The sequence below is a fragment of the Longispora albida DSM 44784 genome (assembly GCF_000379825.1).
Lineage (GTDB): Bacteria > Actinomycetota > Actinomycetes > Mycobacteriales > Micromonosporaceae > Longispora > Longispora albida.
Genome location: NZ_KB903834.1, coordinates 248,225 through 271,851, shown reverse-complemented (window position 1 = coordinate 271,851; position 23,627 = coordinate 248,225). Strand labels below are relative to the sequence as shown.

General features: G+C 69.9%; 22 protein-coding genes. 13 read left to right on the top strand and 9 right to left on the bottom strand.

The features are described from left to right. Positions 1-57: 57 nt before the first annotated feature. Positions 58-2,193: an asparagine synthetase B family protein gene (locus A3G1_RS0121800; protein WP_018351613.1), complete on the top strand. Its 2,136-nt coding sequence runs from the start codon at positions 58-60 to the stop codon at positions 2,191-2,193. 226 nt (positions 2,194-2,419) lie between these two features. On the opposite strand, the gene A3G1_RS36090 is transcribed toward A3G1_RS0121800, so the two are convergent. From A3G1_RS36090 to A3G1_RS41850, 3 genes are all read right to left on the bottom strand, one after another. After that, positions 2,420-3,610, bottom strand: coding sequence for a L,D-transpeptidase (locus A3G1_RS36090; RefSeq protein ID WP_018351612.1), 1,191 nt, complete (start codon positions 3,608-3,610; stop codon positions 2,420-2,422). Positions 3,611-3,675: 65 nt separating this feature from the next. Further along, a complete protein-coding gene (locus A3G1_RS0121790) occupies positions 3,676-4,218 on the bottom strand; it encodes a hypothetical protein (RefSeq protein WP_018351611.1) in 543 nt (180 codons plus the stop codon). A 73-nt stretch (positions 4,219-4,291) separates the two neighbouring features. After that, positions 4,292-4,867 carry a CGNR zinc finger domain-containing protein gene (locus tag A3G1_RS41850; RefSeq protein ID WP_018351610.1) on the bottom strand — a complete coding sequence of 192 codons (576 nt, stop codon included), beginning with the start codon at positions 4,865-4,867 and terminating at the stop codon, positions 4,292-4,294. A 257-nt stretch (positions 4,868-5,124) separates the two neighbouring features. Between A3G1_RS41850 and A3G1_RS0121780 the strand changes: the two genes are divergently transcribed. From A3G1_RS0121780 to A3G1_RS0121760, 5 genes are all read left to right on the top strand, one after another. After that, positions 5,125-6,957, top strand: a complete 1,833-nt coding sequence (locus A3G1_RS0121780; protein ID WP_018351609.1) for a phosphoenolpyruvate carboxykinase (GTP) — start codon at positions 5,125-5,127, stop codon at positions 6,955-6,957. A gap of 235 nt (positions 6,958-7,192) precedes the next feature. Next, positions 7,193-8,572, top strand: coding sequence for a M4 family metallopeptidase (locus A3G1_RS0121775; protein WP_018351608.1), 1,380 nt, complete (start codon positions 7,193-7,195; stop codon positions 8,570-8,572). A 225-nt stretch (positions 8,573-8,797) separates the two neighbouring features. Next, a complete protein-coding gene (locus tag A3G1_RS0121770; protein ID WP_026212380.1) occupies positions 8,798-9,568 on the top strand; it encodes an isoprenyl transferase in 771 nt (256 codons plus the stop codon). Between the two features lie 201 nt (positions 9,569-9,769). Beyond that, positions 9,770-11,065, top strand: coding sequence for an RNA 5'-3' helicase PhoH2 (gene phoH2, locus A3G1_RS0121765; RefSeq protein WP_018351606.1), 1,296 nt, complete (start codon positions 9,770-9,772; stop codon positions 11,063-11,065). Positions 11,066-11,186: 121 nt separating this feature from the next. After that, positions 11,187-11,861, top strand: coding sequence for an aggregation-promoting factor C-terminal-like domain-containing protein (locus A3G1_RS0121760; RefSeq protein WP_018351605.1), 675 nt, complete (start codon positions 11,187-11,189; stop codon positions 11,859-11,861). Positions 11,862-11,901: 40 nt separating this feature from the next. On the opposite strand, the gene A3G1_RS0121755 is transcribed toward A3G1_RS0121760, so the two are convergent. Further along, complete coding sequence (locus tag A3G1_RS0121755) at positions 11,902-12,111, bottom strand: hypothetical protein (protein ID WP_018351604.1); 210 nt, start codon at positions 12,109-12,111, stop codon at positions 11,902-11,904. Between the two features lie 226 nt (positions 12,112-12,337). Between A3G1_RS0121755 and A3G1_RS0121750 the strand changes: the two genes are divergently transcribed. Beyond that, complete coding sequence (locus A3G1_RS0121750) at positions 12,338-13,096, top strand: S1 family peptidase (RefSeq protein WP_018351603.1); 759 nt, start codon at positions 12,338-12,340, stop codon at positions 13,094-13,096. 47 nt (positions 13,097-13,143) lie between these two features. On the opposite strand, the gene glpX is transcribed toward A3G1_RS0121750, so the two are convergent. Beyond that, entirely contained in the window at positions 13,144-14,154 is a 1,011-nt protein-coding gene (gene glpX / locus A3G1_RS0121745) for a class II fructose-bisphosphatase (protein WP_018351602.1), read from the bottom strand. A 95-nt stretch (positions 14,155-14,249) separates the two neighbouring features. Between glpX and A3G1_RS36080 the strand changes: the two genes are divergently transcribed. Both A3G1_RS36080 and A3G1_RS0121735 read left to right on the top strand, forming a co-directional pair. After that, positions 14,250-14,786, top strand: a complete 537-nt coding sequence (locus tag A3G1_RS36080) for a DUF4245 domain-containing protein (RefSeq protein WP_157641270.1) — start codon at positions 14,250-14,252, stop codon at positions 14,784-14,786. Between the two features lie 11 nt (positions 14,787-14,797). Then, entirely contained in the window at positions 14,798-15,352 is a 555-nt protein-coding gene (locus A3G1_RS0121735) for a hypothetical protein (protein ID WP_018351600.1), read from the top strand. Positions 15,353-15,362: 10 nt separating this feature from the next. Here the strand turns inward: A3G1_RS0121735 and A3G1_RS0121730 are convergent, their stop codons facing one another. Both A3G1_RS0121730 and xseA read right to left on the bottom strand, forming a co-directional pair. After that, a complete protein-coding gene (locus tag A3G1_RS0121730) occupies positions 15,363-15,551 on the bottom strand; it encodes an exodeoxyribonuclease VII small subunit (protein ID WP_018351599.1) in 189 nt (62 codons plus the stop codon). Next, entirely contained in the window at positions 15,548-16,753 is a 1,206-nt protein-coding gene (xseA, locus tag A3G1_RS0121725) for an exodeoxyribonuclease VII large subunit (RefSeq protein WP_018351598.1), read from the bottom strand. Before xseA ends, A3G1_RS0121730 begins: the two co-directional genes overlap by 4 nt. A 57-nt stretch (positions 16,754-16,810) precedes the next feature. Between xseA and A3G1_RS0121720 the strand changes: the two genes are divergently transcribed. The 3 genes from A3G1_RS0121720 (at position 16,811) to A3G1_RS0121710 (ending at position 20,508) form a co-directional block, all read left to right on the top strand. Next, on the top strand, positions 16,811-17,812 hold the full coding sequence (locus A3G1_RS0121720; protein ID WP_051110633.1) for a 4-hydroxy-3-methylbut-2-enyl diphosphate reductase: 1,002 nt from the start codon (positions 16,811-16,813) through the stop codon (positions 17,810-17,812). A 63-nt stretch (positions 17,813-17,875) separates the two neighbouring features. Then, positions 17,876-18,649, top strand: a complete 774-nt coding sequence (locus A3G1_RS0121715) for a VOC family protein (protein WP_026212378.1) — start codon at positions 17,876-17,878, stop codon at positions 18,647-18,649. A gap of 413 nt (positions 18,650-19,062) precedes the next feature. Next, positions 19,063-20,508: an ABC-F family ATP-binding cassette domain-containing protein gene (locus A3G1_RS0121710; protein WP_018351595.1), complete on the top strand. Its 1,446-nt coding sequence runs from the start codon at positions 19,063-19,065 to the stop codon at positions 20,506-20,508. On the opposite strand, the gene A3G1_RS36075 is transcribed toward A3G1_RS0121710, so the two are convergent. Both A3G1_RS36075 and A3G1_RS0121700 read right to left on the bottom strand, forming a co-directional pair. Continuing rightward, positions 20,497-21,681 (bottom strand): DNA recombination protein RmuC, encoded by a 1,185-nt coding sequence (locus A3G1_RS36075; RefSeq protein ID WP_085985728.1) that lies wholly within the window; start codon positions 21,679-21,681, stop codon positions 20,497-20,499. The genes A3G1_RS0121710 and A3G1_RS36075 overlap by 12 nt on opposite strands. A 74-nt stretch (positions 21,682-21,755) precedes the next feature. Then, positions 21,756-22,700: a hypothetical protein gene (locus tag A3G1_RS0121700; RefSeq protein WP_018351593.1), complete on the bottom strand. Its 945-nt coding sequence runs from the start codon at positions 22,698-22,700 to the stop codon at positions 21,756-21,758. Positions 22,701-22,932: 232 nt separating this feature from the next. Here A3G1_RS0121700 and A3G1_RS42340 point away from each other — a divergent pair, with 232 nt between their 5' ends. Further along, complete coding sequence (locus A3G1_RS42340; protein ID WP_018351592.1) at positions 22,933-23,622, top strand: GbsR/MarR family transcriptional regulator; 690 nt, start codon at positions 22,933-22,935, stop codon at positions 23,620-23,622. Positions 23,623-23,627: the final 5 nt, after the last annotated feature.

Below are 23,627 nucleotides of genomic sequence, written 5' to 3'. Positions count from 1 at the left end.
TCATCCCGCCCGCAGGAGATGACCAATATGGCCGGAATTGCTGGATATTTTGGGGCAGTGCCTGCTGTCCTCGACACGCTGACCGCTGCCCTGGCACCGCGCGGCGGCGACCCTGGGACCTGGCACACCGATGACCGCAACAAGCTCCGCCCGGCCAAGGCGGCGCTGGGCCTGGGCCTGCGCGCCGCCGTGCCCGAGATCAAGACCCGGGCGGGCACGGCCATCGTCATCGACGGCATCGCCGAGGCGACCACACTGCTCGGGAAGTACGCGGAACACGGGCCGCGCGCCCTGCTCACCGGCACGGACCCCTACGCGATGGCCCTCGCCGACCCCGACCGTGGCCTGCTGGTCCTGGCCCGCAACGGCGACGGCCCGCCGCTCTACTACGCCGTCCACCACGACACGGTCCTCGTCGCCTCCGAACCGTCCGCCCTGTTCGCGGCCGGTGTGCAGGCGACGCCCGACCCGGCGGTCATCGAACGTTTCCTCGGCACCGGCGCCTGCGACGACCAGGAAGCGACGTTCTACTCGGGAGTCCGGCGGGTCCTGCCCGGGCAGGTGATCGCGGTCGCCAAGGACGGCATCGAGCCGCTGATGGTCCGGCCGTCGCCGATGCGCGCCGTCGCCCCGGCCACCGCGCTGCTGCGCACCGCCGCCGCCACAGGCAACGTGGGCGTCCGGCTCGCGGAGGGAGTCGCTGGCGCTGCGGCCCTCGCCACCAGCAACACCAATTTTGTGTACTCCGCCAGCTTCGCCCCCCTCGAAACCGGCGAGGAGGCCTACGCGGCCAAGCTGATCGACCGCCAGCAGCACTCTTCCGTACCGGCAGGCCCCGACCAGATCGAGCACGACCTCGACGCGTTCCTCGCCGACCTCGGCGAACCCGTTCCCGACCTCACCGGGTACCTGATCTGGGCGACCGCGCGCGCCGCCGCAGGTGAGGTCGACGCGCTGATCGACCCGGCCGGGGCGAACCTGCTGCTCACCGCAGGGGAACGCATGCCGGCCAACGCGCAGCGCACCGCCGCCACCGCGTACCTGTCGCGCGTCGCAGACCGGTGCGCGACCCGGTTCGGCGTGGCGATCCGCGCGCCGTACGCCGAGGCGATCGGCTCGGGCGACACCCTCCGCAAGGAACTCGCCGGCCTGGCCCGCCAGGGCGAACTCGCCGGAGCCGACCAGCTCCGCCACCCGGCACCCACCCGCGAACTCCTCCTCGCGCTGCGCGGCAGGATCTACGCCGCCCTGCTCGCCGAGCGCTTCGCTGCCAGGCCCTGGGCTGACCAGCGCACCGTCCTGGCCGGATTCCAGGGACTGGTGCGCGGCCGTCGTGCCGACGCCGAGTACTTCTGGCGGCTCTACCTGGTCGAACGCTGGATCCGTACCCTCGACGAGCCCCCGGCCTCGGCGACCCCGCGCGCCGCGTTCGAACCCAACCGTGGCCACCTGCTCGAACAGGACGGCTGGCTGCGCTTCCCCGTCCGGACCGCTGTGATCGGTGACGGCGAGCGGATCGTCGAGAAGGTGCGCTGGTACGTCACCGAGTTCACCCAGCAGCTCACCGCCGACAAGTTCTACCGGAAGGTCCTCGGCCAGCAGTGGTTCGCGGTCGTCGCGGCCAAGCCGGTCTCGGTGGCCCAGGGCCGTGCCAGGTACCTGTGGGAGATCATGCCCGGCCTCCCGGCCCGCGTCCTCACCGCCCGTGGTGACGGGGTCCGGCGCGGACCGTGGCGTACCCAGCTCGCGATCGAAGCCTCCGGCCTCGGCCGGGTCGTGTGCGCGGGCGGGCTGCGCGTGATGGGCCTGCGTTCCCTGGCCTACAAGGTCGGCGGCCCGGCCCTCCGCGCCGTCACCATCCCCCGCGAGGACGCCGTGTACCCGGCCGACGTCGCCGTCATCCCGCCACCCGGCCAGCCGGACGAGCTCGCGGCGGCGATGCTGAACGCGCTGCGCACCGGGCTGCCGGCCGACGTGTACGCCACCTTCGGCGGCATCGCGATCGTGTCCGGTGCCGAGGTGCTCGGCTTCGCTGGCCCCGGTACCTTCCCGCACGCGGCCCTCGCCGACGACCCGCTCGGCTCCAGCCGCGAGCAGACCCCCATCGCGATCCTCACCCAGCCGGTAACAGCACCCCGCCCCACCAAGAAGGACAAGACTCGCCGAGGCGTACCAGCAGCCTCAAGGCGGTGAGCACTAGCGGTGAGTACTAACAGGGAAAGTGCGCCACCGGCCCGTGACCACGCGGGTTCTCTCAGCTTGACCACAGCCGGTGTAACCGTGAAGCGCCGGCAGACGTAGCAACGGTAACGGCGCCCGGGCACGGGTTGGGCAGGCTGGCCGCGGTTCGCTTCGTGCGGAGGCCCCCTGGGGCCGGAGCGCGAAGGGAACCTGCTGAAGCGGCCAGCCTGCCCAACCCCTAGCGCACAGCGGAGCCGGCCTGGACCTGTTCCCAGGTCAGGTCCCACACCGTCCAGCCGTCGCCCTGGGTCAGCGGGGCTTCCGTGCCCTTCACGACCACCATGTCGCCGATCAGCGAGTTCTCGAACACCCAGCCGGCGTTCTCTGTGGAGAGGTTCACGCAGCCGTGGGAGACGTTCCGGACGCCCTGGTCATCCACTGACCACGGTGCGGCATGGATGTACTGACCGCCCCACGTGAGCCGCTCGCCGTAGTCGACGACCTGGTCGTAGGAGTCGCCGGGTGTGGTCGACACGAAGTGGCTGGTGCGCTCGCGGCTCATGATGACGAGGTTGCCGTAGGACGACGGGGTGCTCGGTTTCCCGAGGCTGATCGGGTAGGTCTGCACGACAGTCCCGTCCCGGGTGACGGTCAGGGTCTTGGTCGCGTTGTCTGCGGTGAACACCATCGAGCGGTCGCCGATCGTCGCGCTGGCGGTGCGGTCCACGTCCCCGTATCGCCCGTCGCCGAGCGGCAGGCCTTCGAAACCAACACGCACGGACAGCTTCGTGCCCGGCTTCCACTGCTCCTTGGGCCGGTACTCGACCGCCTGGTCACTGTCCCAGTGCCAGGCTCCGACCTGCGGCGGATCGGACTTCACGAAGAGGCGGCGCTCCACAGTGGCCCGCTGGGCCGCCGGGATGCCGCCGCCCTCCTTGATCGGGAACTCGACGACGATCGGCATCGCCGTGCCGTAGACCTGCCCGTCGAAGAGGTACAACCCGCTCGACTGCCGGTTGCCCGGCGAGGGCATGGTGGTGAAGGCCGAGGTCTGGTTCCCGCTTTTCACTGTGTACCCGGTGCTGTAGGCCAGCGGCCTGCCCGGCACCCACGCCGACCCGTCGGCCCGGAACTCGCCGGGGATCTGGTTCCCGGCCGGGTCGGTCAGCGTCACCTGGCCACGGCCGGTCACTTCGATCTCCGCGGTGACCGGCACGTTCGTGGCCCCGTTCGCCGGGGAGCGCACCAGCGACGGCGGCGGCTCGGTACTCGGCGGCGCGGCCGTCGGCGTCGGGCTGGCCGGGGCGACCCACCGCGCCGGCGCGTCCGGGCCAGCCGTCGTACCGGTCGGCCCGGCGCACCCGCTGGCCAGCAGCACCGCCGCCAGCCAGCTCGTGGCCCACCGCCCCTGGCGCCCCGTCACCCGCATATCGCCAAGGTACGACATTCTGGTATCTACCTGGCGGTAATAGCCAGAAGGGTTCAATCAAACAGCTAGCTGATCTCCGGGCCCTTCCGGCGCAGCTCGTCGACCGACTCCATCGCCCCGCGCAGGTCGGTCAGCCACGACTCGGCGTGCTCGCCGACCAGCCGGACGCACCAGGCCAGCGCCTCGGACCGCGACCTGGCCACACCGGCGCTGACCAGGGTGTCGAGGACCAGCCGGTCCTTCTGCTTGAGCCGGCTCATCACCGGGGCCGACAGGGTGGTGAACAGCTCGCGGCTGTCCCCGCACTTCGCGCCCCAGCTGCACTTGCGCCGGTAGCGGTACTCGATCTGCTGGGCGAGGGAGATCCGGCGCTCCCGGGTCGGCTCACGGAACCGCTCGATCCGGCCGGCCTCGGCGGCTGCCTTGTCGATCTCGGTGGCGTCGGCGGGGAGCTGCGGCTCGGCGAGCTGGCCGACGATCAGGATCTCGTCCCGGTCAATGGTGATCTCCACGCCGGTGAACCAGTCGTCGGGCAGGCGGCCGGAGATCCAGCCGATCGCGTCGTCGGCGGGGGGTACCTCAGCGCGGGCGTAGGCGTATCCAGACATGATTACAGCGTTACACCGCTTCGGTGTGCACGCAAGGCACGGTGCTTACCCCCAGATCCCCATTTCGTGCCAACTAGTGTTCCGGGCCGCCGCCGGCCACGCGGGCGTAGTGCCGGGCCGACCGGGCGCGCGCCCCGCACGCGTCGGAGCACCAGCGCCGCCTCGGCGTACCCAGGAAGAACAGCCCGCACCCCGGAGCCGGGCAGCGCCGCAGGTCGTTGAGCCCCGACCCGAGCAGCCGCACCCCGGACGCCGCGACCAGTGCGAGCGCGATGTCGACAGGATTCGCCCCCCGGTACTCCACCTGGAGGCCGTCCGGCAGGACGAGCAGCCGGGGCTGGGCCGGGGTCCGGTTGCTCACCGAGTTCAGCGCGCCGACGATCTCCCTCGGCAGCTGCTCGCCGGACGTGACGGCGGCGAAGGCCCGGAACAGCGCGTCGCGCAGCCGCCGGAAGCCGTGGAATCTGGCCAGGCCGGGCGGCGGGACGGGCAGCCGGTACGCCTGGCGGTGGAGCCACGCGCTCAGCTGCTCCTCGGTGGAGATCAGGTCGAGTGGGGTGTCCGGCCGGGCCAGTGGCAGTGTGTTGGCCAGGTCGAGAGCCAGGGGGCCGCCGAGCCAGGCCAGCCTCGAATAGTCGGTCTGCCGCACGCCACCAGATTACAACGGTTCAACCCGTAAGAAAAAATGCTCGGTCGTGCTGAATTTTTTCCGCCGAACTTTCAGCCCATGCGCAAACTTGGCGCGAATCAGACATGAAGACGCATGAAACTGCAGGGACCGCGCAGGCAGCATCACCTTGTGCAGTTGTTCACAAGAGCTTGAGATGCCCCGTGTGAGCTGCCGGTTTAGGCTGCATCCACCAGGTGGGCTTGCGCCTGCTTTGTCGTCTACGAGGAGATTTCCCCATGACAGCTCCGGCCACGATCCCGGGCCTCGAAGCCGCTCCGACCCAGCACCCGCGGCTGCTCGCATGGGTACGCGAGGTCGCTGAGCTCACCACCCCCGACCGGGTGGTGTGGGTCGACGGCTCGGACGACGAGTGGAAGCGCCTCACCGACGAGCTGGTCGAGGCCGGCACGATGGTCCGGCTGAACGAGGAGATCAAGCCCAACTCATTCTGGACACGGACCGACCCGACCGACGTCGCCCGGGTCGAGGAGCGCACCTACATCTGTTCCGTGGACCCCGCCGACGCCGGCCCCACGAACAACTGGATGGCCCCGTCCGAGATGAAGCAGCTCATGACGGGCCTGTACAAGGGCTGCATGACCGGCCGGACGATGTACGTCATCCCGTTCTGCATGGGCCCGCTGACCGCCGAGTCCCCGATGTTCGGTGTCGAGATCACCGACTCCGCGTACGTGGTCTGCTCGATGCGGATCATGACCCGGATGGGCTCGCACGTCCTCGAGGCGATGGGTACCGACGCGGACTACGTCCCGGCCCTGCACTCGGTCGGCGCGCCGCTCAAGCCCGGCCAGGCCGACGTGGCGTGGCCGTGCAGCGAGACCAAGTACATCACCCACTTCCCGGAGGAGCGGACGATCTGGAGCTTCGGCTCCGGCTACGGCGGCAACTCCCTGCTCGGCAAGAAGTGCTACTCGCTGCGGATCGCCAGCGTCATGGGCCGCGACGAGGGCTGGCTGGCCGAGCACATGCTGATCCTCAAGCTGACCTCGCCGGAGGGCAAGGTCTACCACGTGACCGGTGCCTTCCCGAGCGCCTGCGGCAAGACCAACCTCGCCATGCTGGAGCCGACCATCCCGGGCTGGAAGGTCGAGACCCTCGGCGACGACATCGCGTGGATGCGCTTCGGTGAGGACGGCCGCCTGTACGCCGTCAACCCGGAGTTCGGCCTGTTCGGTGTCGCGCCGGGCACCGACCACACCACCAACCCGAACGCGATGCGCACCATCGCGAAGGGCAACTCGCTGTTCACCAACGTCGCGCTCACCGACGAGGGCGACATCTGGTGGGAGGGCATGGGCGAGCCGCCCGCGCACCTGATCGACTGGCACGGCAAGGACTGGACCCCGGACTCCGAGGGCGTCTCCAGCCACCCGAACTCCCGGTTCTGCACCCCGATCGAGCAGTGCCCGATCCTGTCGCCGGACTACGACAACCCGAACGGCGTGCCGATCGACGCCATCCTGTTCGGTGGCCGCCGCAAGACCACGATCCCGCTGGTCAGCGAGTCCCGCGACTGGGTGCACGGCGTGTTCCAGGGCGCGACCCTGTCGAGCGAGACCACGGCGGCGGCTGTCGGCGCGGTGGGTGTCGTCCGGCGCGACCCGATGGCCATGCTGCCCTTCATCGGCTACAACGCCGGTGACTACTTCCGGCACTGGATCGAGATGGGCAAGGGCGTCGACGGCGACGCCAGCAAGCTCCCCAAGATCTTCTACGTGAACTGGTTCCGCCGTGGCGACGAGGGCCAGTTCCTGTGGCCCGGATTCGGCGAGAACAGCCGGGTGCTCAAGTGGGTCGTCGAGCGGCTGGAGGGCAAGGCCGAGGCGATCGAGACCCCGATCGGCTACGTGCCGACCGCCGACGGCATCGACGTGTCGGGCCTCGACCTGACCCGTGAGGACCTCGAGGCCGTGCTCAGGGTCGACGCCGAGGAGTGGAAGGCCGAGGTGCCGCAGATCCAGGAGTGGTTCGACAAGTTCGGCGACAAGCTGCCGGGCGTGCTCGGCGCCGAGCTGGACGCCCTCAAGGCCCGCCTCGGCATGGAGTAACCATCACTCCACAGTGGGTGCAGTGATCTAGGCGGGGAGCTCGGGCCGGAGCTCCCCGCCTTCACTGTGCGCGATCACCGCAGCAGCGCTTAAGGCAAATATTTGCTGCTCTTAAGCATTTACGCCGGAGAATCTCTTCCCCTGCGCCTCCGCAGGCAGCTAATGTCCCGCCTAATTGGATTCGACCTGGTGTGCGTAGTCGGGGCAACCGCCGGGTCGCGAGGCGGAGGTGCGCATGAAATCTCTCGCGAGGCTGACCCTGGCCGCTGCCGTCGCCGGCGGCCTGCTGGTCGTCGGAGCCCCGGCCCAGGCCGAAGACGGGATGGAACTCGTCGCGGTCAAGGAGTCGCTGCTGGCCAAGCACTACTGGTACGAGCAGACGTTCGCCGGGCACCCGGTGCTCGGCGGGTTCTACGCGAAGCACGTCAGCAAGGCCACCGGCCAGGAGACTGTGGACGATGGCCGCATCGCCGTCTCCGGGCTGCCCCGTGGCTTCGCGGCGAGCCCGGCTGTCGGCTCGTCGAAGGCCGGCCTGGCCGCCCAGCACCGTACCGGCGGGCCGGCCTACAAGTCGCGCCTCGTCGTCGTGCCCGGCGCGCAGGCCAAGCTGGCCTGGCAGGTCAGCACCGAGCCGGAGACCGGCGGGTCGGTGAGCACCCTCGTCGACGCCGGTACCGGGCAGGTCCTGTCCAGCACGCCGCTCGTCAAGCACGCCACCGGCACCGGTAAGGTCTTCGACCCGAGCCCGCTCGTCACCCAGCAGAACCCGAACCTGAAGGACACCGACCCGCTGTCGGCGTTCCAGTACAAGACGGTGACGCTGAACCGGATGACGGCTTCGAGCAAGCTGGTCGGCGACTTCGCGAACAACACCAGCAAGAAGCCGGTGACCTCGACCTCGGGCACCTACGCCTTCGACCGCTCGCAGGCCGGGTTCGAGCAGGTCATGGGGTACTACCACATCACGACCACCCAGGAGTACATCCAGAGCCTGGGCTTCACCGGCGTCAACAACGAGTCGCAGGACTACCGGACGACCGGCCTGACCGCCGACAACTCCTACTACGACCCGGCGCGTGACCAGATCACCTTCGGCACCGGCGGCGTGGACGACGCCGAGGACGCCGAGATCATCTGGCACGAGTACGGCCACGCGATCCACGACGCCCAGGTGCCCGGCTTCGGCACGACCAACGAGTCCGGCGCGATCGGCGAGGGCTTCGGCGACTACTGGGCCTACACGATGTCCCAGGCCGTCAGCCCGAACACCTCCGTCACCCCGTGGGCGTGCGTCGGCGACTGGGACGCGGTGTCCTACACCTCCAGCACCCCGCACTGCCTGCGCCGCACCGACGGCAACAAGGTGTACCCGGGTGACATCGCCGGCGAGGTGCACGACGACGGCGAGATCTGGTCCCGTGCGCTGATGGACATCAACATCGCGCTCGGCCGGACCAACGCGAACAAGGTGATCCTGGAGGCGCAGTTCGGCTTCGCCCCTGGTACCACGTTCTCCGCGGCGGCCACCAAGACCGTGGCGACCGCGCAGACCATGTTCGGCAGCACCGCCGCGACCCAGGTGAAGGCCGCCTTCCAGGCCCGAGGCATCCTCTGACCGTCTGGACCTGGTGAGGACGACGCTGGACTGCGCGTTGGGCCCGCCCGCATACAACACCGGTATGCGGGCGGGCCCGACGCTTGCCAGCCCCGCCCTCACCAGGCCACTTCAGGTGAGATCAAGATCAAAAACTTGAGTGAGGTGTACCCGGACGCGGAGATCCTGTGCAGGTTTCCTGGGTGGGGGTGCCCGACCCTGACCGGCGGGTTTATCGTGACGGTCGTGGGTCTTCGGAATCTGGTCTACTCCTTCTACGAACAGTTGCTGACCGGCAAGTTAGCCGGGAAGCCGCGGCCGCGGCATGTCGGCGTCATGGTCGACGGCAACCGCCGCTGGGCCAAGGAGATGGGCTACGTCGACCCGAACGACGGTCACCGGGTCGGAGCCGCGAAGATCGAGAACCTGATCCGGTGGTGCGACGACGCCGGGGTCGAGGTCGTGACGCTGTTCCTGCTGTCGACGGAGAACCTGAACCGGCCGGCCGCCGAACTCGACCCGCTGATCCGGATCATCGGTGACCTGGCGACCGACCTGGCCGACGACGGCAACCCGTGGCGGCTGCGCGTCGTCGGTACCCGTGACGTCCTCCCGCAGATCCTCGCGGAGCGCCTCAAGGCCGCCGAGGAGCGCACCGCGGACCGTACCGGGGGTGCGCAGGTCAACCTGGCCGTCGGGTACGGCGGCAGGCAGGAGATCGCCGACGCGGTCCGTGCGCTGCTCCAGCAGCACGCCGAGGCCGGTACCAGCATCGAGGAGCTGGCCGGCATCCTCGACGTCGACCACATCTCCGAGCACATGTACACGAAGGGCCAGCCTGATCCGGACCTGGTGATCCGGACGAGCGGGGAGCAGCGGCTGTCCGGCTTCCTGCTCTGGCAGAGCGCGTACAGCGAGTTCTACTTCCACGAGGCGAACTGGCCGGACTTCCGGCACGTCGACTTCCTGCGCGCCCTGCGGTCCTATGCCGACCGTCAGCGCAGATTCGGCGGCTGAGCACCGCTCACTCACGCGGCTCGGTGACTGGCCGGTAACACCGGGTGGCCAGGCGAGATTGCCTGTTTGTCCATAACAGCCGGTCCGCGAAGGCAAGATCTTCTCACCGAAAACTCTCGCGCCGCTACTGGCTGAGCTGCTCTCCCGGGGCTACCGTCGAAGCGTGGCCCGGCGTAGGCCCGGGTCGCGCAGGAGGCCTGAGTGAGCACACGTCGCACTTTCGTCCTTGACACTTCCGTCCTGCTCTCCGACCCGGCTGCGTTCCTGAGGTTCGCCGAGCACGAGGTCGTCATCCCGCTGGTGGTCATCTCCGAACTGGAGGCCAAGCGCCACCATCCCGAGCTCGGCTGGTTCGCCCGGCAGTCCCTGCGGCTGCTCGACGACCTGCGGATCCAGCACGGCAGGCTCGACCAGCCGTTGCCGGCCAACGACCACGGGGGCACCCTGGTCGTCGAGCTCAACCACGCCGATCCCACCGTGCTGCCCCCGGGGCTGCGCGCGGACAGCAACGACGTCCGGATCCTCGCCGTCGCGCTCAGCCTCCAGGCGGAGAAGCGCGAGACGGTGCTGGTCACCAAGGACATGCCGTTGCGGGTGAAGGCGGCGGCCGTCGGACTGCCAGCCGATGAGTACCGGCACGGGCAGGCCTCCGATCCCACGTGGACGGGCATCGCCGACCTCACGGTCGGCGAGGAGGAGATCCGGCAGCTGTACGCGGGGGAGAGTGTCGATGTCGCCGAGGCCCAGGGCCTGCCGTGCCACACCGGCCTGGTCCTGCACAGTACGAAGGGCTCGGCGCTCGCCAGGGTGCAGCCGGACAAGTCGGTCCGGCTGGTCAGGGGCGACCGGGAGGTGTTCGGCCTGCACGGCCGGTCGGCGGAGCAGCGGGTCGCGCTCGATCTGCTGCTGGACGAGTCGGTCGGCATCGTGTCGCTGGGCGGCCGGGCCGGTACCGGCAAGTCGGCGCTCGCGCTGTGCGCCGGCCTGGAGCAGACCCTCGAACGCCACCGGCACAAGAAGGTGATCGTCTTCCGCCCGTTGTACGCGGTCGGTGGCCAGGAGCTGGGCTACCTGCCCGGTTCCGAGACGGAGAAGATGTCGCCGTGGGCGCAGGCGGTGTTCGACACGCTGGGCGCCGTCATCCACGAGAACGTGCTCGACGAGGTGCTCTCGCGGGGGATGCTCGAGGTGCTGCCCCTGACGCACATCCGGGGCCGTTCGCTGCACGACGCCTTCGTGATCGTGGACGAGGCCCAGTCGCTGGAGCGCAACGTGCTGCTGACGGTGCTCTCGCGGATCGGTACAGGATCCAAGGTCGTGCTCACCCACGACGTCGCGCAACGTGACAACCTCAGGGTGGGGCGGCACGACGGCGTCACCGCCGTGATCGAGGCGCTGAAGGGGCACCCGCTCTTTGCGCACGTCACGCTGACCCGGTCGGAGCGCAGTGAGATCGCCGAAGTCGTGACCGACCTGCTGGAAGACCTTCCTATGTGATTGACGAGTAACGCAAAGTAGTGTGACCTGGGTCACAAATGGACGGCCGCGGGCTGGTGCCCGCGGCCGTCGTGCGCCAAAGTGAGCCTTTGCAGGTGTTGCCGGCGGAAGGACAGGGCGCGTGCGGCGCGGTGTGATCCGGGTTCTCGCGAGCCTCATCCTGGTGCTGGCCCTCGCGGCCGGCGGCTACATGGGCCTGAAGACCAGCACGGAGAAGGACGTCGTCTCCGACAACGCCCGGCTCGCGGCGCAGGCCACCGAACTCCAGGCCGACCGTCAGCGGATCGGCGAGCTGGACAGGGCCAGCCGTGCGGCCAGGCGCCAGGCCGAGACCGACGCCAAGGGCAGGGCCGACGAGCTGGGCAAGACCATGACGGACGCGGTCAAGGCCGCCGACGCCAAAGCCTCCAAGGCCACGCCGACCCCGACGCCGGGTGCGTCGATGGGCCCGGTGAAGCCGTACGACGGGCCGGTCCCGACCTCCTGCGCCCAGTACACGGGCCACCAGGCGGCTGGCTGCGCGCTGCTGCTGGCCGGCGGCTTCGGGCTCGACCAGATGCCCTGCCTGTCCAAGCTGTGGACCAAAGAGAGCAAGTGGAACGTGACCGCGAAGAACTCTTCTTCGGGCGCGTACGGCATCCCGCAGGCCCTGCCGGGCAGCAAGATGGCCACCGTGGGCTCCGACTGGCAGACCAGCGCCGAGACGCAGATCAAGTGGGGCCTCGGGTACATCAAGGGCCGGTACGGCACGCCGTGCGGTGCCTGGTCGCACTCGCAGGCGACCGGCTGGTACTAGGTAGTACCCGGCCGGCCGCCCTGGTGCCGGTGCTCCCTGGCTAGTCCGTGGTGCTGTAACTCAGCCAGGTACTGGTGATCTCCCGGGCCTGCCGGGCCTGATCGGGTGTGATCAGCCCGCCGACATCGCAGTGCCGGCTGAGCAGATGCTCGACCTGGGCCCGTTCCTCGGGGGTGATCGTCCACAATGCCGAGACGGACGTGCCGTCGTCGTGCCAGTCCACAATGCTCAGAGTGTGCCGTTCAGTCATCACTGTCTCCGCACTGCTAGGTGGACATGCGGGTACAGACTGCGCTCACTGCTTGCTGACTGTCCATTGCCGCGCGCCAGAAACGGCCGCTGGTCCAGCGTACCGCCGGCCATTCGGCCCGGGGGAAAAACCGGCATTCCTGTGTCGGATGCCCGTCGCACTTGGGAGGCTGTTTCACATAGCTTGAGCCCTTAACATGGGTTTCATCCCAATTGGAGGTCCCGGTATGCGTCGCAGCCTCGTCCTCATCGCCTTCACCGCACTGCTCGCCCTGGTCGTCCCGGCTGCCCCGGCCCTGGCCGACGACGCCGAGATCGTCGGCGGCTCGCCGGCCGCGGCGGGGGAGTTCCCGTGGGTCGTGCACCTCTCGATGGGCTGCGGCGGATCCCTGTACCGCAAGGACCTCGTCCTCACCGCCGCCCACTGCGTCGACGGCAGCGGCCCAGACACCAGCATCGAGGTCACGACGGGTGCGAACTGGCGGCGGCCGGCGGCGAAGGTCCGCTCCCAGTCGGTACGCCGGGCGCCCGGCTTCCAGGACGTCACCGAGGGCCGGGACTGGGCGCTGATCAAGCTGGCCAAGCCGATCGAGGCCCCCACCCTGCCGCTCGCCTCCGACGGCACCCTCGACAGCGGACAGTTCACAGTGGTCGGCTGGGGCGCGACGAAGGAAGACGGCTGGAGCGTCGACCAGCTCCGCAAGGCACAGGTGCCGTTCGTCGCCGACGAGCCGTGCGGGCGGAACTACCGGCGCGCCGGGTACGGCTTCGTCGCGGCCGAGATGCTCTGCGCCGGGGCTGCTGGCAAGGACTCGTGCCAGGGCGACTCGGGCGGCCCGATGGTACGCAGGGACGCGGCTGGCCAGTGGCGTCAGGTCGGCATCGTGAGCTGGGGCAAGGGCTGCGCGCGCGCCGACTTCCCCGGCGTGTACACGCAGGTGTCACGCTTCCAGGCCGCGATCAGGAACGCGGCCGCCGGGATGTGACGGAAAAGGGGGCACCGGCCGGTGCCGGTGCCCCCTTTTCCGTGTGGTCACTCGGAGCCGTCGAAGTCCACGAGCGAGTAGCCGCGGAGCTTCTCCAGCCGGTGGTAGGAGTCGATCACGCGGGTCGTCCCCGACTTCGACCGCATCACGATCGACTGGGTGTAGGCGCCGCCGGACCGGTACCGGACGCCCTTGAGCAGGTCGCCCGTCGTGATGCCGGTCGCGCAGAAGAACATGTTGTCGCCGCGCACCAGGTCGTCGGTCGTGAGTACCCGGTCGAGGTCGTGGCCGGCGTCGATCGCCTTCTGCCGCTCGTCGTCGTCCTTCGGCCAGAGCCGGCCGTGCAGCGCGCCGCCCATGCACTTGAGCGCGACGGCGGCGATGATGCCCTCGGGCGTGCCGCCGATGCCGAGCAGGACGTCGACCTCGCTGCCCTCACGCGCGGCGCTGATCGCGCCGGCCACGTCACCGTCGGAGATGAAGCGGATCCGGGCGCCGGCGTCGCGGACCTCCTGCACCAGGCTGGCGTGCCGTGGCCGGTCGAGGATGCACACCGTGACGTCGGAGACGCTGCCCTTCTTCGCCTTGGCGATCCGGCGCAGGTTCTCCTTGATCGGGGCGGAGAAGTCGATGACGTCGGCGGCGTCCGGGCCGACGGCCATCTTCTCCATGTAGAACACGGCAGAGGGGTCGAACATCGCGCCACGCTCGGTCACCGCGAGGACGGCGATCGAGTTGGGCATGCCCTTCGACATCAGGGTCGTGCCGTCGATCGGGTCCACCGCCACGTCCACCTCGGCGCCGGAGCCGTCGCCGACCTGCTCGCCGTTGTAGAGCATCGGGGCGTTGTCCTTCTCGCCCTCGCCGATGACGACCGTGCCGCGCATCGGCACCGAGTTGATCAGGAGCCGCATCGCGTCGACGGCAGCCCCGTCCCCGCCTTCCTTGTCGCCACGGCCCACCCAGCGCCCGGCGGCCATCGCTGCCGCCTCGGTCACGCGGACCAGGTCCAGGGCCAGGTTGCGGTCAAGTTCCTCGGTACGGCGGGCTGCGGACATCGGCGTCCTCCTCGTCGGCGGGGTGGGTCGTCGCCTCATCCTGTCAGGTCGCCCTGCCCGTCCGGTGACATGGGTCATCAGGGAGCATGGAGCACGTGAGCGTATTCCAGGAGAGCCCCCGGCTGGGCAAGCCCGCGCGCAGCAGCCGGAACGCCAAGGACATGGCGTACTCGATGCTGGCCCTGCTCATCCCGATCGCCCTCATGGTGATCCTGTACCGGTTCCTCGGCGGCGAGTCACCCACCGTGATCGACCCGTCCGGCACCTACGCCGCGGCCCGCAACTCCGCCACGTACCAGGTGCTCGAGCCGAAGCCGGTGCCGAAGGGCTGGCACGCCTCCACGGCGACCCTCGACGCTGGCATGCTCCGGGTCGGGTACGCCGGGCCGGACGACGCGTACCTCCAGGTCACCGAGTCCAGCCAGCAGGCAGAGGCCGTGCTGGAGGCCGCGATGGGCAAGGGATCGGCGCCGCGCGGTACCGCACAGGTCAACGGCGCGTCCTGGCAGCTCTACGAGGGCACGAAGGGTGACCGGGCCCTGGTCCTGATGGAGCCGAACCGGACGATCGTGCTCGCCGGGCGCACCCCGGAAGCCCAGCTCAAGGCTTTCGCCGAGTCCCTGAAGCCCTAGGGGTACGAGTCGTGACAGAGCTGGACTTCCTGGTCCTCACCGCCGCAGAGCGCGCGCAAGGCGCCAGCCTCAGCAGCGTGACCTTCTCGATGGACTGGACCGGCGAGGAGTACCCCGGCCAGCTCGCGGCGTTCGCCGCCAGCCGGGTGCGAGCCACCGGAGCCCAGCCAGCCGACGACGTTTTCGCCCTCCCGGAAGCTCCGGACGACCCGGCTCCGGGCCGTGGTGACTACCCGGTCCGCCAGCTCGACCACCTGGCAGGCGCGCTGGAGACCCTCGGCTGCACGCTCCTGCTGCACGACACCGGTACCGACACGTACGAGCTCCTGATCGCGCTGACCAGCGGCGATGACCTGACCGGCCTGGCACACGAGGGCTCACCGGTGCGGGCCTGGGGCTCCGATACCGGGATCACCCTGGTCAGCCTGGACTGCCCGGGCTGCTCGGACATGCTGGTCTGGGAACTTCCGTCAGCCGAGACCCTGGCCGGTGAACGCTGCTCCTGCGGGGCCGCGCTGTTCGACACCGACGGCAGCCCGATGCCCGGGGTCGTCCTCCACGACTAGTGCAGCCCGGCTAGCCCTCGCCGGCGGGCTTGCGGGCGGCTTCGAGGCGGACCCTGGCCCCCTCCAGCCACTCCTGGCACACGGCGGCCAGCTTCTCGCCGCGCTCCCACAGGGCCAGGGACTCCTCCAGGCTCACGCCGCCGGCCTCGAGCCGCTCGACGACCTGGGCCAGCTCCGCCCGTGCTTCCTCGTACGTCATGACTCCACCAGCGCTTTCAGCTCGCCCTCGTCCAGCCTGATCCTGACCCGGTCGCCGGGTGCGACCTCGCCCTCGGCCCGCACCACGTGCCCGTCGGCCCGCTGCACGATCGCGTACCCCCGGGCCAGCGTCGCCGCCGGGCTCAGCGCCCGCAGCCGGGCCAGCGTGTGCTCCAGCTCTGAGCTGGCCCGGTCGAGCCGGTGACCGAGCGTACGGGCCGCCCGGTCCCTGACCTGCGACACGTCGGCCGCCCGGGTGTCGATGATCGCCTCGGGGCGGGCCAGCACCGGCCGGCTCCGCAGCGCGGCGATCCGGTGTTCCTCCCGGTCGAGGAGGCCGGCGATGGCGCGGTCGAGCCGGGTACGGGCGATGTTCAGCCCTCTGAGTTCCTCCGACAGGTCGGGCACGACGCGCTTGGCGGCGTCGGTCGGCGTGGAGGCGCGCAGGTCGGCGACGTAGTCCAGGAGCGGGGTGTCCGGCTCGTGGCCGATCGCGGAGACCACCGGGGTGCGGCAGGCCGCGACGGCCCGGCACAGCGCCTCGTCGGAGAACGGCAGCAGGTCCTCGACGCTCCCGCCGCCCCGGGCGATGATGATCACGTCCACGGCCGGGTCGGCGTCGAGCGCCCGCAGCGCCTCGATGATCGCCGGAACGGCTGCCCCGCCCTGTACCGGCGTGTTGATCGTGGTGAACTCCACGGACGGCCAGCGCCGGAGAGCGTTGGTCTGCACGTCGTGCTCCGCCGCGCTGGCCCGCCCGGTGATCAGGCCGATCCGGCCCGGCAGGAACGGCAGCTTCCGCTTCCGGGCCCGGTCGAACAGCCCCTCGGCTGCCAGCAGCTTCTTCAGCTTCTCCAGCCTGGCCAGCAGCTCGCCGAGCCCGACCTGGCGCAGCTCGTCGGCGCGGAGCGAGAACGTGCCCCTGGCCGGGTAGAAGTCCGGTTTGGCGTGCACGACCACCCGTGCGCCCTCACGCAGCGGCGGCTCGCACGCGTCGATCGCCGCCCGCCGGATCGTCACCTGCATGCTGATGTCGGCCGAGGGGTCGCGCAGGGTGAGGAACGCGGTGTTCTGGCCGGGGCGCCGGGAGAGCTGGGCGATCTCGCCGTCCACCCAGACCGTGCCCAGCCGGGAGATCCACTCGGCGATCTTGGCGCTGACGACCCGGACCGGCCACGGTTCCTCCGGGCTGCTCTTGGTCATCGGGCAAGCCTGGTCATCGGGCAAGCCTATGGCATGGGTGCTCACCCGGTCGCGATCATGGCGGCTGGGTGCTGGTCACGTAGACTTGGCCGCGTGTCTGAGCCTGTGAAGCGTGTCCTCCTCGCCAAGCCCCGTGGTTACTGCGCCGGGGTAGACCGTGCCGTGGAGACCGTGAAGGAGGCGCTGGCCCTCTACGGTGCGCCGATCTACGTCCGCAAGGAGATCGTGCACAACCGGCACGTCGTCGAGACGCTGCGTGCCCAGGGCGCGATCTTCGTCGAGGAGAACGAGGAGGTGCCGGAGGGCTCCACGGTGATCTTCTCCGCGCACGGCGTGGCCCCGGTCGTGTACGAGGAGGCCCGCCAGCGCAACCTGCGCGCGATCGACGCCACCTGCCCGCTCGTGACCAAGGTGCACAACGAGGCCAAGCGCTTCGCGGCCGAGGGCTACGACATCGTGCTGATCGGGCACGAGGGCCACGAGGAGGTCATCGGCACGATGGGCGAGGCCCCGGCGTCGATCCAGCTCGTCGACGGCCCGGACGGCGTGGACAACGTGCAGGTCAAGGACCCGAGCCGGGTGGTGTGGCTGTCGCAGACCACGCTGTCGGTGGACGAGACGATGCAGACCGTCGAGAAGCTCCGCACGAAGCTCCCGCTGCTGATGTCCCCGCCGTCCGACGACATCTGCTACGCCACGCAGAACCGCCAGCTGGCCGTCAAGGAGCTGGCCCCGGAGTGCGACGTCATGATCGTGGTCGGCTCGACCAACTCGTCGAACTCGGTCCGGCTGGTCGAGGTGGCCGTCGACGCTGGTGCCGACGCCGGCTACCTGGTCGACTTCGCCCACGAGATCCAGGAGGAGTGGCTGGCCGGCGCGACCACCGTGGGCCTGAGCTCCGGGGCGTCCGTGCCGGACGAGCTGGTGATGGACGTGCTGAAGTTCCTCGCCGACCGGGGATTCGGGCAGGTCACCGAGTTCACCACGGCTGAGGAGCGGCTGACGTTCTCCCTGCCGCAGGAGCTCAAGCGCGACATGAAGGCAGCGGGCCGGATCTAGGAGTTCGCGCCAGGCTCCGCCAAACAACCCGATTTTGTCGTACCCCCGGGTGAGGATGGGGGCATGGCAGAGACTTATCAGCCCGGTGCGCCCATGTGGGTCGACATCGGCAGCACGGACGTCCCCGGCGCCATCGCGTTCTACGGTGGCCTGTTCGGCTGGGAGGCCGAGGACCTCGGCCCTGACGCCGGTGGTTACCTGCTCTTCCGGCAGAAGGGCAAGCAGGTCGCTGGCCTCGGCCCGGCCACGGATCCCGATCGCGGCACGTCCTGGGCGACGTATTTCGCGACGGACGACGTGGACGAGACCACTGCCCGGGTGGAAGCCAACGGCGGCAAGGTGATCGTCCCGCCGATGGACGTCATGGACCAGGGCCGGATGGCTGTCTACACCGACCCGGCCGGCGTGTTCTTCTCCGCCTGGCAGCCCGGTGTCCACAAGGGAGCGGAGCTGGCCGGCGAGCACGGCACCCTGGGCTGGGCCGAGCTGCTCACCCCGGACGTGGCCGGCGCGAAGACGTTTTACTCCGCGGTGCTCGGCGTCAGCACGCGCGACGTGCCGATGAACGACCAGGGCGCGCTGTACACGCTGCTGGAGACCGGTGGGTCCTCGGTGGCCGGTGCCATGCCGCTGACCCCGGACATGGGTGACACGCGGCCGGCCTGGAACATCTACTTCGTCGTCGACGACGTGGACGTCTCGGCGGACCGTGCGGTCGAGCTGGGCGCGACGGAGCTGGTCAGGATGGATTCCGAGGCCGGCAGGCTGGCCTGGCTGATCGATCCGCAGGGCGGCGGGTTCTGCGTCATCAAGCCCAACCCGGACTACGCGCCGTAACGGCGGTTCAGCCACGGCGGCCCCAGCTGGCCGCCGTGGCTGAGATCCAGGCCACCCTTGCGGGGTCCCCGGGAGCCGTGGCACTCTTTCGGAGGTCCTGTTGTCGTCCGATCGGAGTCAGGCCGTTGATCTTCTAATCCGCCAGATGCGCTGAGCCGCCGCCTCCTGTCGCGTGCGTGTGCTCGCCCTGCCGGGTTAGAGGTCGTTCCCGCTTTCCGCGGATCTTCTGTGTACCTCTGGCGCATCCATGCCGCTCTGTCCTATTTGACTGTGCGTGCATCAGCTTCGCATGAGCACCCGGGTAGGTCTGGTGTGGAGGCGCTTGCGCCGGAACGCCGGGCCTACCTGACGGCGGGTGCTGCGAAGCTGCCGGTGGTATGGGGGTTGTTTTGCTAAAAGCCATTTCTTTGGGGATGCAGTACGACGGCGAGCTGCTGTTCGAGGACGTGAGCTTCGTCCTCGGTACCGGGGATCGGGTCGGGCTGGTTGGCCCGAACGGCGCCGGCAAGTCCACGCTGCTCAAGCTGCTGGTCGGGCACGAGCGGCCCAGCCAGGGGCACGTGGAGCGGGCTCCGGGGCTGCGGATCGGGTTCTTCGCGCAGCAGGTACCGGATTCCGATCTTGCTCTGGGGGACTTTCTCCGTGGTGAGCTGGGATCGGTGGCCCGTGAGCTGGAAGCGGCCCTCGCGTCGTCCGACCTGGACGGTTACGCAGAGGCGCTGGACCGGTGGGAGCTGGCCGACGGCTGGGCCTTCGAGGCCAGGCTGGACGCGGTGAAGGCCAGGCTGGGCATCACGGCGCTGCCGGACGACCGTCCGCTGGGGATGGTCAGCGGCGGCGAGCAGGCCAGGGTGATGCTGGCCAAGGTGCTGCTGGACGATCCGGACGTGCTGGTGCTCGACGAGCCGACGAACCACCTGGACGCGGAGGGTTCGGCGTGGCTGGCGGAGTTCCTGGGCGGCTTCGGCGGCGGGGTGCTCGTGATCAGCCACGACCGGGCGTTCCTCGACCGGGCCGTCAACCGGATCTACGAACTCGACGGGATCCACACCGAACTTCAGACGTACGAGGGGGGCTACACCGCCTACCGCGCGGAGAAGGCCCGCCGATGGCAGCGGCTGCTGCTCGACTTCGAGGCGCAGGAGAAGTACCGCGTGAAGCTCGAAGCCGAGATCGCGGCGATGAAAGCGAGGTCAGTTGAGGAAGAGGCAAAGAATCCGCGCGCACCGGGCAAGCGGCGGATCGCCCGGATGGTCGCCCGCAAGGCAGTCGTCCGGCAGGCGAGACTGGCCCGGCAGCTCCAGTCGGCACGCTGGGTGGCAGAGCCGGAGAGCCGGCCGTCGCTGAGCCTGGCATTCGACGCGAGCCCGGTCGGGCTGACCGGCGCGGGGCTGACGGTCGAGCCGGGTGAGCGGCTGCTGATCTCGGGGCCGAACGGGGCCGGCAAGACGACGCTGCTCCGCCAGCTGGCCGGGGAGGACGCGGTGCTGCTGCCGCAGGTCCACGACGAGCTGCGGACGGACACGACGGTGCTGGAGTACTTCCGTGCGCACGTGCCGGTCTATGTGGACGAGGCGGAGGCCCTGCTCACCGGGTATCTGTTCGGGCCGGACGAGTGGGGTGCGAAGCTGTCGACCCTGTCGGCCGGTGAGCTGCGCCGCCTGCTGCTCGCCGTCATGGTCAACACGCCGGGCAAGGTGCTGCTGCTCGACGAGCCGACCAACTACCTCGACTTCGACATCCTGGACGTGGTCGAGGAGGCGCTGCGGGCCTACGAGGGGACGCTGGTGATGGTCACCCACGACGCGTACTTCGCCGAGGCGGTCGGCTACACCAGGGAACTGTCCCTAGCCGGATGAGTAGCGGCGTTCGAGGGGAATCAGGGAGTCGTTCTCGCTCGCGACCAGTTCCGGTGCCTGGAGCTGGCGCGGGCCGAGTTCGACCTGGCCGGGCGTCTCGATCGGCTCGCCGGAGACGCCGAGGTCGGCGAGCTTGCGGGCGCTGACCAGTACCCGGCTCTCCAGCGAGCCGACGGCCTTGTTGTAGGCGGTGACGGCCCCGCCGAGCGAGGCGCCCAGCTTGCCCATGTGCCCGCCCATCGTCGCCAGCCTGCTGTACAGCTCGCGGGCGATCCGGTGCACTTCGAGGGCGTTGGCGGCGAGGGCTTCCTGCCGCCAGGCGTAGGCGACCGTCCTCAGGAGAGCGATGAGGGTCGCCGGGGTGGCCAGCACGATGTTGCGGGCGAAGGCGTGTTCCATCAGGGTCGCGTCGCGCTGGAGTGCGGCATCGAGGAAGGCGTCTGCCGGTACGAAGAGCACGACGAACTCGGGGCTGTTGTCGAAGGCCGCCCAGTACTCCTTGGCCGCCAGCACGTCCACGTGTGCCCGGAGCTGGCGCGCGTGGCTGCTCAGGTGGCCCTCGCGTTCGGCGTCGTCGCGGGATTCCATCGCCGACAGGTACCCGGCGAAGGGCACCTTGGCGTCCACCACCACCTGCTTCTCGCCGGCGAGCCGGACGACCATGTCCGGGCGGACGCCCCGGCCGTCGTTCGCCGAGGTCACCTGTTCGGAGAAGTCGCAGTGTTCGAGCAGCCCCGCGGCCTCCACGATCCGGCGCAGCTGGTGCTCGCCCCACCGGCCGCGTACCTGCGGGGCGCGCAGTGCCGCCACGAGCTGGCTGGTCTCGGTGCGGAGCTGGTCGGACACGATCGTCATCTGGCCGACCTGGGTACGCAGCTGGGCGTAGGCGTCGACCCGGTCGCGTTCGAGCTCGGCGACGCGCTGCTCGTACCGGGCGATGGTGTCCCGCAGCGGCGCGACCACGTCGGCGAAGCTGTCCTTCTGGACCCGGGCCGCGTCGGCTGTCAGGGCTCGCAGCGACTGTTCGAGCCGGTCTTCGCCTTCGAGGGCTGCGGTCAGCCGGGCGCGGTCCGCAGCGGAGCGGGCGGTCTCGGCCGCCGAGCGGGCGCGGGCGGCGAACCAGCCCAGCGCCCCGCCGATCGCCAGGCCGAGGAGCAGCAGCACAATCTCCATGCTCCGAGCATGCCCCATCATGCGGAACTGGCCGGGGTGGCGCTCCGGGAGCTGCCGCACGTAGCCGAGGATCGTCACGCGGACCGGAGCCGGGCCTTGCCCCGGGCGCGGGCCCAGAGGATCGCGGCCACAGTGGACAGTGCGACGACGCCGAAGGCCGCGAGGGTCTGGCCGTCCGGGTGGATCAGCGACTGGCCGCGCCCGGCCTGCCAGGCGACGACGGCGAACAGCCCGGTGTAGCCGAGTGCGGCGATCCGGATCAGCCGGGCCCGGGTGGCCTCGTCGCGCAGCCAGTGCACACGGGTGGCGAGCATGCCCAGTACGGCGGCGAGGACGAGCAGGAGGTGGATGCCGTGCAGGCCGGCGAAGTGCGGTACGCGGAAGTCGCCGCCCGTGACGCTCCAGTTGGTGATGGGCATGCCGTGGCCGTCGAGGTCACCGATGCCGTGGCCCTGGTACATGGTGACGGAGGTGCCGTTGGCGTCGACGACCGTGCGCTGCTGGATGTTCGTCGCCATCCAGAACACCGGGACGAACATCCCTGCGACAGCCAGGCCCAGCCCCCAGCGGATCGCCCTGCTCAGCGCCTGCCCGCCGTCGTGCTGGCAGAGGACGAGGACCACGATCACGAGCTGGGTGAGGAAGAGCCCGGCCACGCCGGAGGTGAAGATCTGCGTCGCGAGCTGGGTCAGCGGATCGTCCACATTGGCGTTGAAGTGGCTGAACGTGCCCCGCGCCGCCTGCATCGTGATCGCCGCGACCTCGACGACCGAGGCGACGGCGAAGATCGTCCCCGCCCACCAGCCGGTCCGCCTGGCCCGCGTCATCCGGGCGATCAGCCAGGCCAGCGTGCCGGTGTAGAGGGCGAAGGCGAAGCCGAACTTCAGCGGCTTCACCCACACCGACTCGCCCATCAGGACCCGGTCGTCCAGTGCCATCCCGGCCAGCGACACCAGGACCAGGCCGAACAGCAGGCCCGCCGTGACCAGCAGCGGCCGGTGCCATTCCCGAAGCTTCACAGTTCTCTCCTCGCAACGTTTGCCGATAGCCAAACGCTACGTTGCGTTCAGATCTGACTCAACACAAGAGGGGGGCCCGTAAGCCATAATCCCTGTTAGATTCCCTGATCATCATTGCGTCGATCGTGAAGCTAAACGCAACCAGGCCCGAGGTGCGTTGCGATCAGATGGCGTCGAACGCAATAATGGCCCACGGGACAACCCTCATCGCGTACCCGGAGGAGAGCCAGCAGTGACCGCACCCAGGCTGACCCACGACGACCGCCGGTACATCGCGGCCCGGCTGGCCGAAGGCACCGGCTATGCCGAGATCGCCCGGCTTCTCGACCGGCCGACCTCCACGATCAGCCGCGAGGTGAACCGCAACGGCGGCCCGGGCCGGTACCGTGCCGACCAGGCCCAGCGCGCCGCGGCCGCCCGGGCGAGGCGGCAGCCGGGCCGGCCGGCCGAGGCGACGCCGGCCAGCCGCGATCCGGAGGCCGTCCGGGAGTTCCGCGAGCAGCTGACCGGGATCATCGTCCACAGCGGACTGCCGAGAGCTGCCGCCGCCGCCCTCGTGTACCTGTTCACCAGCGATACCGGGAGCATGACGGCCGCGGAGCTGACCGCGCAGCTCCGCGTCAGCCCGGCGACGGTCTCCAAGGCGGTCGGCGACCTCGAACGGCAGCAGCTCATCCGGCGGGAGCCCGACGGGCGGCGCGACCGGTACGTGGTCGACGACGACGTGTGGGTGCAGGCGTGGCTGGCCAGCGCCCGGATGAACTTCATGCTCGCCGAGGCCGTCCGGCAGGGCGCGTCGATTCTGGGGGACGACACGCCGCCCGGCAACCGGCTGCGGAACACCGGCCGGTTCCTTGAAGCCGTCAACCAGGAGATGCTCCAGGCCGCCGAGCGCTGGCGGCAGGTGTTCGAGCACTCATAAGAGGT

What these genes read in the sequence shown, in the direction of transcription:
- A3G1_RS0121755 (WP_018351604.1), bottom strand. Translation starts at nt 12,111, where the DNA reads ATGACTGAACGGCACACTCTGAGCATTGTGGACTGGCACGACGACGGC.
- A3G1_RS36075 (WP_085985728.1), bottom strand. Translation starts at nt 21,681, where the DNA reads ATGGAGATTGTGCTGCTGCTCCTCGGCCTGGCGATCGGCGGGGCGCTG.
- A3G1_RS0121750 (WP_018351603.1), top strand. Translation starts at nt 12,338, where the DNA reads ATGCGTCGCAGCCTCGTCCTCATCGCCTTCACCGCACTGCTCGCCCTG.
- A3G1_RS0121730 (WP_018351599.1), bottom strand. Translation starts at nt 15,551, where the DNA reads ATGACGTACGAGGAAGCACGGGCGGAGCTGGCCCAGGTCGTCGAGCGG.
- A3G1_RS0121715 (WP_026212378.1), top strand. Translation starts at nt 17,876, where the DNA reads ATGGCAGAGACTTATCAGCCCGGTGCGCCCATGTGGGTCGACATCGGC.
- A3G1_RS0121775 (WP_018351608.1), top strand. Translation starts at nt 7,193, where the DNA reads ATGAAATCTCTCGCGAGGCTGACCCTGGCCGCTGCCGTCGCCGGCGGC.
- xseA (WP_018351598.1), bottom strand. Translation starts at nt 16,753, where the DNA reads ATGACCAAGAGCAGCCCGGAGGAACCGTGGCCGGTCCGGGTCGTCAGC.
- A3G1_RS0121710 (WP_018351595.1), top strand. Translation starts at nt 19,063, where the DNA reads ATGCAGTACGACGGCGAGCTGCTGTTCGAGGACGTGAGCTTCGTCCTC.
- A3G1_RS0121720 (WP_051110633.1), top strand. Translation starts at nt 16,811, where the DNA reads ATGGCGGCTGGGTGCTGGTCACGTAGACTTGGCCGCGTGTCTGAGCCT.
- A3G1_RS0121790 (WP_018351611.1), bottom strand. Translation starts at nt 4,218, where the DNA reads ATGTCTGGATACGCCTACGCCCGCGCTGAGGTACCCCCCGCCGACGAC.
- A3G1_RS0121780 (WP_018351609.1), top strand. Translation starts at nt 5,125, where the DNA reads ATGACAGCTCCGGCCACGATCCCGGGCCTCGAAGCCGCTCCGACCCAG.
- glpX (WP_018351602.1), bottom strand. Translation starts at nt 14,154, where the DNA reads ATGTCCGCAGCCCGCCGTACCGAGGAACTTGACCGCAACCTGGCCCTG.
- A3G1_RS36090 (WP_018351612.1), bottom strand. Translation starts at nt 3,610, where the DNA reads ATGCGGGTGACGGGGCGCCAGGGGCGGTGGGCCACGAGCTGGCTGGCG.